Source organism: Eubacterium sp. AF15-50 (assembly GCF_934835595.1).
GTDB lineage: Bacteria > Bacillota > Clostridia > Lachnospirales > Lachnospiraceae > Eubacterium_G > Eubacterium_G segne.
In genome coordinates, this window is sequence record NZ_CAKVZL010000015.1 from 22323 (window position 1) to 30503 (window position 8181).

The 8181-nt window shown below is 35.7% G+C and carries 3 protein-coding genes; all 3 read left to right on the forward strand.

Annotated features, from left to right (window positions below; all coding sequences use genetic code 11):
* Window positions 1-18: 18 nt before the first annotated feature.
* Window positions 19-3567, forward strand: coding sequence for a VWA domain-containing protein (locus tag Q5O73_RS03355; protein ID WP_302669035.1), 3549 nt, complete (start codon window positions 19-21; stop codon window positions 3565-3567).
* Entirely contained in the window at window positions 3567-7793 is a 4227-nt protein-coding gene (locus Q5O73_RS03360; protein WP_302669036.1) for a transglutaminase domain-containing protein, read from the forward strand. The genes Q5O73_RS03355 and Q5O73_RS03360 overlap by 1 nt, the downstream gene beginning before the upstream one ends.
* Window positions 7775-8181 (forward strand): hypothetical protein (locus Q5O73_RS03365; protein ID WP_302669037.1); only part of this gene is annotated, 407 nt, incomplete at its 3' end. The genes Q5O73_RS03360 and Q5O73_RS03365, both read left to right, overlap by 19 nt.

Here is an 8181-nt window from a genome sequence, read left to right on the forward strand (position 1 = left end):
AAGGGGAGGACTTATCCAATGAATACCAAAGCATTAAAATTTTTAGCACACGCACTTGTATTTATGATGATTGTGGAACTGGCAGTCATGAACATAAATATAAGTGCTTTTTCAATTGAAACGATATCATTAGCTGAAATGGACAGATTAAAATGTCAGTCAGTTAAGTGGATTAAAAAAGAACAAAACGGGGATGGAAGTTTTGGTGATAACATTCAACTTTATGAAACATCCCAAATATTGGAAAACTTAGCTTATGAGGAAAGCTTAGCAGATGAAAAAGAGAAGGCGTTACAATGGCTTAAAAAATCTGAAACTAAAAGTAACGATGACATATTCAGAAAATTCTTAGCAATTACCCAAAATAATAAATTAGTAAATAAAAATCAGGAAGAAATAGAGTTTGCAGAGCTCCAAAATAAAGATGGCGGGTTTGGAATTTCAAAAGATTATAAAAGTGATGTTTTAGACACTATTCTTGCAGTGGAGTGTATGGAGAAAAGCGAAAAAGATAATAGTGAAAAAATAACTAAAGCTGTAAATTATCTTAATCTTTGCCAAAATGAAGATGGTGGATTTGCTTTTTCGGGAGAAAAATCCAGCAGTTACCTTACAGCTTTGGTATACAGGGTTATTAAGGGAAATACAGCTTCATTTAATAAGGCAGGAAAAGAAATATTAAAGAAATGTAGAGAGTACATAGATAGTAACGAAAAAGATAATACATTGTGGGGAATTGATAATGAAACAATAAAAAATTCCCTTATGTGTTCATTAGCACTTGTGGAAGATAATGATGATACATTAAACAGAATTTCAGTTATCTCAAATAAAGTGGCTGAAGATGGCAGTTTATTTGAAGATGCAGAACTTACAAGTCTTTACATTAGTTTGGTAAATGAGTATGAAGAAGTAGCCGGAAAGCTAAATACAGGTAATGTATTAATAAAAGGAATAAAGATAAGTTCTGATAAGGAAAGAATAGGCGCCTATTCAGAAGTTAAAATAACACCTGATATTATAGGAATGAAGGACAATTATAAGGTAATTGTTGTTGTATCAGGAAAAGAAGGTTATTCACAAATGTTGAATACAGAAGGGAACAATACCTATTTATGGAATACAGAAAATAATATTGGTACTTTTGAAGTTCTAGTTTCAATAGTTGATAACATCAAAGGAGAGGTTATAGCAAGCAGGTTAAAGGCTGTTGAAGTATTAGAAACATTTGAAGTTCAATCTGTTAATAGTAATATTTCTCCAAAAGCATATAAAATTAATTCAGGTAAAAAAATAATAATACAGCCGTCAGCATATGTTTTATCAAATGTAAGTGATGAAATAACCGCAGAGGTAAGTATTATTGGGGACAATGAAAAGGTTTTATACAAGGCGGAAAATAAAAAAATTGGTGGAGAGAATTTAAAGGAAGTTATTTTTGATGATTTTACATATGTTCCGGATATAAAAGATACAACCATTGTCAGGATTCAAACGAAAATATTAAGAAAAGGTGTGGAGCAAAAGACCAAAAACAATTATGTGAAGATATATTCATCCACAGACGAAAATAGAATTGACATAGATTATAAGGTTAGCAGTAACTTCATTGACACCACAACGGACAACATAAATGTTGATTTTTCATTATCAGGAAAAGGTTTATCGGAAACAATTAAAAGAAAACCAATGGACATAATGATAATGCTTGACAGTTCCGGAAGCATGTCAAAAGAGGATTGGAAGAAAGCGGTAGATGGTGCGAAATTAATAATAGATAACAAGCAGCCGGAAGACAGAGTGGCAATGTTTGATGTTACTTTGAACAGATACATTGGAGATTTTACAAATAATGAAAAGGAAATAAATTGGGGGCTTGAGAGAGCCTATGGCAAAGAACCGAACGGTGGAACATTCACGTATTATGCCATAAATTATTTTTCAGGTTTTTTTGACGAAGATGACAGAGACAGGGTAATATATTTATTTACTGATGGAACGAGAAGTCAAGGGATAGATAGCAAGACACTTGATGAAGACAAAATCAGAGGAAAGAATATTAATATTTATGGTGTTTATCTGGAAAATGATTATTCGATGGAAAAAATCGAAGAAGCAAAGGAAACAATGGAGTATATCACAGAAGTAGGTGGAGGACGCTGGGTTAATTCAAAGGATAACGGCGAAATTATCAGTAGTGTTAGGGAATTACTGGGAGATATTTTCAAAATGGCAGGAAGAAATGTGAAACTTTCCATGACACTGGAAAATGATATTCCATTTTCAAAAATAAGTTTTGATAATAAACCTGATGAAGTGATAAAAAATGAAGATGGTACAACAACAGTAATCTACAATAGAAATTATTTAAGAGTGGGGGAGGACCGGAATTTAGACATTAAATATGACATTTCAAATATGTTCTTTGAGAAAGATATAAATTTAATTAAAGACATAAAATTTTCTTACGTTGATGAAAATGATGAGAACATAGAAATTAACTTAGATGACATAAAAATTGGTGTTTCAAACAATAAAAGTTCAGCTATACCGGATATAAAAAATGAAGATGAAAGTGAGGATGAGAGCACTGTTAAAATCGAGAAAAAAGAAGGAAACAGTATATTGTCCCACAATAAACCGGAAGAAACAATAATGGATGAAAATAAGGGACAGGTCACAGGAAAAATGTCATTATCTGACAATAGAGTATATGTTGGGGATGATATTACGGCAGATATTAATTTAACTGATTATAACAATTTAGAAAAGAAAAAAACAAATACAAGAATTGTATTAATCAATAAGGATGATGCCAACAGAATTTACATAACTGACGGTGAGATGGAACTTGCAGGTAGTAACGAAGCTGGTGAAAAGATAACTGTTAAAACTAAGAGCTATGAAGAGGGAAGTTATATTGCCATATATATGGCGGAGATTAATGGAGAAATGACAGCCCTTGATGTAGCAGGAATAGATATTTTGGAACACATATATATATTGAAAGTTACGGCAGGAACAGGAGGAAATGTAGAGGATAAAAGTGGGGAATACAAGAAGAACAAAGTAGTCACCTTAAATGCTAAAGCCAATAAGGGATATGTATTTGATAAGTGGGTAAGTGAAGATATATCATTGGACATTAATCAGGTAAATAGTTCACAAATAAACATAGTTATGCCGGATAAAGGCGTAAGAATAAAGGCAGTGTTTGTGAAAGAGAAAAATGTGGGTAGGGGTAAGGATGATAAAAATACTGTCAAAGATAACAAAAACAAAGAAGAAACTGCCAATAAAAGGGGTGGTTCTAAGACGGATTTAAATCATAGTAACAAAGCAAAAAACAATGTTGCAAGTATAGATAACAGAAGTGTTAAGGAAGAAAAAGAGTCAGAGTCAGTGAAATATATGGAAAACGGTAAGTCCATATTAAGTCCTACAACAGGTGATTTTATTACCAGGGATAATATTAGGATAATGATTCTGATACAATGTATAGCTTTAATTATCATTTGCGTAGCATTGAAGAAAAACAACAGGAAAGAACAAGAAGGGGTACAGTAATGTCATTAAGCATGTTTAAAAATAAATTATATAATACAATAATAGCAGCGTCACTTATTGTTGCAATAATGGTAGTATCTACTTATGCACCGGACATTTTGCCGGGAGAAAGTAAGTCGGATAAGACAATTGCATGTAATGAGATGAAGGGGGAAAAACCACAGATAAGGGTGGCTTCAGCAAAGAAATATAGCGATATTTCACAAGTGATGGAAGAATTAGAAGGTTCAACAGAGGGAGAAAAACAAAAAGACACACTGAATAATCTTGGAAAACTAATAAAGGATACAGAGGAAACAGTAAAAAAGGAAGTTAAGAACGCAAAGAAAAATACAACATCGGAAGAAATAATAAAAAGAGCCGACAGCTATGAAAAACTGGCAATGAATGGTCTTAACAGGGTTTCAGAAAAAATTGAAAAGCTGTCTGAAAAAATGAAATCAGGTACTGTTTCGGAAAAAGAAGTTAATGTTGAGATTGCATCAATAAAATCTGAAATAGAAGATATGCAAAAGTATGATGAGCCAAAGGTGGATAATGACGATGAGGCTCATGGAAGGGCAACGGGGTATGAATCAGAAAAAATAATTGGTGAGCAGATGGTTAAGTCTAATTACATAAATTATAGTGCTGATTCTACGGAAGCTGCCAACGAGTCATATCTTAAAATTAACGAAAGTATACAAAAAATAGCCGATTCATTGGAAACACCGGCAGAAATATATGAATATGTCAGAAACAATATTCAGTATAGGCAGTATACCGGTTTAAGACTTGGTGCCATAGGAACATATGAGCAAAAAGCAGGAAATGATCTGGATCAGGCGGCGTTACTGATTGCATTATTAAGATATAAGGGATATGAAGCAAAGTTTGTAACAGGCAATGTTGATATTGAAATAAATAAGGCAATGAACTGGCTTGGAGTTAAGACAGAAAAAGCAGCTGTTAATGCAATGTCAATGCTGGGAGTCTCAACTAATTATGGAATTAATGGAAAAGGCAAGATTACTAAATTGAGAATAGAACATGCCTGGGTAAAGGTGCTGGTTCCATATGATTCATACAGGGGTGCAGGAAAAGTTAGTGGAGAAAAGGTATGGGTAGATGTTGACCCGTCCTTTAAACAGTATGAAGAAGAGGTGGAAGATAATAGGGTAGAGAAATTTTTGCGGGGAGATACAGAAAAAAACGTTACTTATTCTAGTACAGAAAAATTGGAAGAAGCACTAATCAATTCAGATTACAAAGATATATTCAACGGGGATATTCAAAATAGCGAAAATGAAGTATCACAAAAGCAAAGTGAACTTAAGGACTTTATAAATAATAATGATATAGAATTAAAGGAAGTTGCTGATGCAGTAGGGATAAGAAATATAAAGAAGGTAGAAACCGGATATCTGCCTAACAGTCTTCCTTACCATGTAGTAAGCATAACGTATGAAGAAAATTACCTTACAGATGATTTTATGGATAAAATCACATTGGCAGTTAATAATGCACTGTACGGGGAAACCTTTGCTGAAACTGCGGATGCAAGCATTACATTTTATACGGCGGATTTATATGGACATAATGTAACATTAAGTTATGAGCCTGCAACCGATGAGGATGAAAAAATAATAGACAGGTATGGTGATTTATTTTCAACACCATCATATCTGGTAAGAGTGAAGCCGGTAATAAAGGTAGATGAGCAAAAGGTTCTTGAAGGTAATTCACAGATTCCGGGTACATACACGAACCTTGTAATGAATATAGCTGAGGCAGGAACTGATGAAGTAAAGGTGGAAAATCCCCTTGTTTCAGGTGGGATTTATGGAATTGTATTTGATTACAATACCATAAACAGCACTTATTTTGACACAAAATATGAAGAGCTTCAGTCCTGTGTTGATGAGGTTAAAAGTGGAAAAAGAAATCTGATTCAGGCAATGGAAGTTTTGACATGTACCGTGGGTCAGGAGTATTTCGGGTATCTTGATTTATACACACAGCTCTCGGCAAAGGCGGCCGGGGTACAGTGGGCAAGGTGTATCAGCCAATGCATAGTGGGGTACATGCCGAAGGTAAGCAGGATGATGGGAATGCCTGTTGCCATTAGTGACGGTTCATTATATATTGACGTGGATACTGATACATTAGGGGTTGCACCGAAGCAGGATGAATCTGAAAACAAAGATGAAGCTATCAGAGAAAATGCAGACGTAAAGAATTTTATGATGCTAAGTGGAGCGATAGGTTCGTATTTAGAGGGATATGTAATAGGTGAAGCAACGGACACTCAGGGAATATCTTCCATATCAGTTATTGAGGAGGCAAAGGAAAGAGGTATAGACGTTCTTACTTTGTCAAAGGAAGATACGGACAAGTTAAACAGTCTTTCAATTAACGAAAATACCAAAAAGGAAATTCAAAAGGCACTAAATAATGATAAAATAGTAATAGTACCAGAGAAAGAAATATCTTACTACGATTGGCAGGGAACCGGTTATATTGTATTAAATACCGAAAATGGTGCAGCTTCTTACATGATTGCAGGTGGTTTATGCGGTGGACAAAGTTCATCTGAACTTGGCTTTGTGATGTTCACCGTGCTGGTGGCAGTTGCTGCCGTGTTTACAATAGCAACATATGAATATTTTGCTTTATGTGCAATGGAAGCACTTGTGAACGTGCTGTTGTCAATGGAGTATGGAATAAGCATTCTGGACATATGCGTGGTGATACTTGGAATAACGGGAGCATATTTCTCGGTGACTGAGGCTGCGGATGTTGGGGAAAAGACAATTGAATACATGAAGAATGCTGATTATCAGACGGGCCGGGAGATACTTGGCAAGGCGTTGGAAGCTACTGTGATGCTTCTCATATTTGAGCATGCATTGCCTAAAATAATGAAAAACATAAAATATGATGAATCAGGATTTTTCAGGTTCATATCAAAAAAATATGGCGGAAAGACCATACTGGAAATAGGAGATGACGTTAATCCACCAAAACCGGGAAGGGAGGATCCGAAGGTGAATCCGGAGAATCCGAAGGTGGATCCAAAGGATCCGGACGTGGATCCGGAAAAACCGGGAGAGAACAAACCGGGAGGAGAAGACTCGGGTTCAGGGGGAGATTCAGGCACCGGCGGAACGGGAACAGGAGACACAGGCACGGGCAGGGAAAATCCGGAACCCGGAAAGGAAATCCCGGAGCCAGGAAAGGAAATCCCGGAACCAGGTAAGGAAATACCGGAGCCAGGTAAGGAAATTCCGGAACCAGGTAAGGAAATCCCGGAGCCAGGTAAGGAAATCCCGGAACCCGGCAAGGAGAATCCAAATCCGGGAGAAGAAGGCACGGGTGGAAACAATGCCATTGATGATTACTGGGATGACATAAAGGACAGGTATGGGGAAATGACTGCCCGCGAGCTGGAACCGTTTGGAAAAGACGGGCGGGCATTAATAAAGAAATATGAAGAAAATGGCAACATTCACGATGTAATTGACGTAATCAACAGTCTGCCGGAAACTGATGAAAAGAAGGGCATTCAGTTGATGATAGATTACCCTGATGATGCGGTGACACTGTTGAAAAACAAGAACACCCTGTCATTAAGCAGGACACTGTGTCGTGGGCTTAAGGAGAATGAAATAAGCATAGATAAATTTCAGGAATTGAAGCTTAAGCCGTTAAAGGGTGAAAAATACACAGGAAGAGAGAAGGAGATAATTAAGTCTATAAGGGAAAAGTTTACGATAAATAAGAATACACTGCTTAGAAAATATATTAAGCCGGAAGATGCAGAAAAGTATGTAAGTGGAGACTATAATGCCATAATGGGGTATATATCAAGGGCGGAAGATTATAATGATGTTGGAAATTTTAAGGATATTTTTGAAACATTTCGTCTGAATTACAAAGGCACACCATATCACTTAACAGACAAGTCATACTGGAAGATAGAATTTAAGACTACATCAGGAAATTTGGAGAAGATTAATTTGGACAATACATACGGAAAAGAATTTGGAGGTAGTAATGTAGATGAAAATCCATGTACGAGAAATGGATTTACGGGATCGGAAAATGGTAAAGTCATACCAGAATGGAACTTAAAAAAAGGCGGAGTAAAATATGATAATGCACTGATAACAAAGATCGAAAATGGTAAAATAGCAAGGCGATATAGGTATGTGAAGGAGGATCAGAAGTGGATAGAGATAAAATGATATTTGGATGGGGAGACTATGTTATATACAAGAAGACAGTATACGGAATTAATAAGATGCTGGATAGAGATGGTGAATTTATTTATATTCATAATAAAGAACATATAGATGATAAGTGTTTTGAAAATGATGGATATATGGTTCGTCCAATTACTGCTAGTGAAGTAGATGAGGTCTATAGTGTCAGACCATACGCAATATATAAGGGACATAAGGTGGCATTAAGAGGAAGTCGTATAGCTGAAAAAATGGCAATTACACCGACAAGCATGGATAATGAAGATTATGAAGAAACAATGAAAGCATTAGGTATTCAACATGTATCTCATGAAGAAGATATAATCTTTGTGCCTGCCAAGGACTTAGATTTTTACGAAAGGGTGAAATA